This is a genomic window from Lacimonas salitolerans, assembly GCF_042677865.1.
Taxonomy (GTDB): domain Bacteria; phylum Pseudomonadota; class Alphaproteobacteria; order Rhodobacterales; family Rhodobacteraceae; genus Lutimaribacter; species Lutimaribacter salitolerans.
On sequence record NZ_JBHUDD010000017.1, the window covers coordinates 1 to 605 of the forward strand.

The 605-nt window shown below is 64.1% G+C and carries 1 protein-coding gene; it reads left to right on the forward strand.

Features of this window, described 5'->3' with window-relative positions; genetic code table 11:
* Positions 1-31: 31 nt before the first annotated feature.
* Positions 32-605, forward strand: a 574-nt coding sequence (locus ACFTOW_RS02010; protein WP_379912554.1) for an IS256 family transposase, incomplete at its 3' end; no start/stop codon positions are given.

Sequence of the window (605 nt, forward strand, 5' to 3'; positions counted from 1 at the left end):
GGGTCCCGAGGCCGGCGAGGCACTCGCTCGCGTGCTGCCGCCGGAAACGCTTGACGCGTTGGTGAAAGAAGCGTACGAGAACGGTGGCGCGCTGGGTGCGCAGGAATTGCTGAACGAGATGACCAAGGCGGTGCTCGAACGAGCACTGGACGCCGAAATGACCCATCATCTCGGATACGAGAAAGGAGACCCCGCCGGGAACGGGTCCGGGAATTCCCGGAACGGCAGGTCCCCGAAAACCGTGTCGACCTCGAACGGCCCGGTCGAACTGGCGGTGCCGCGCGACCGGAACGGCTCGTTCGAACCGGCGATCGTGCCGAAACGCGCACGCAGGCTGGGCAATATCGACGAGGCGATCCTGTCGCTGTATTCGCGCGGCATGACCACCCGGGACATCGAATCCCATTTGCGTGAAGTGTATGACGTGAGCGTGTCGCGGGAATTGATCTCCAACGTGACCGAAGTGGTGACCGACGAGATCGCGCTGTGGCAATCCCGGCCCCTGGACGAGGTATACCCGATCCTCTATGTCGACGGCCTGCGGCTGCGGGTCAAGGACAAGGGCGTGGTCACCTCCAAGGTCGCCTATCTGGCCGTCGGCGTGG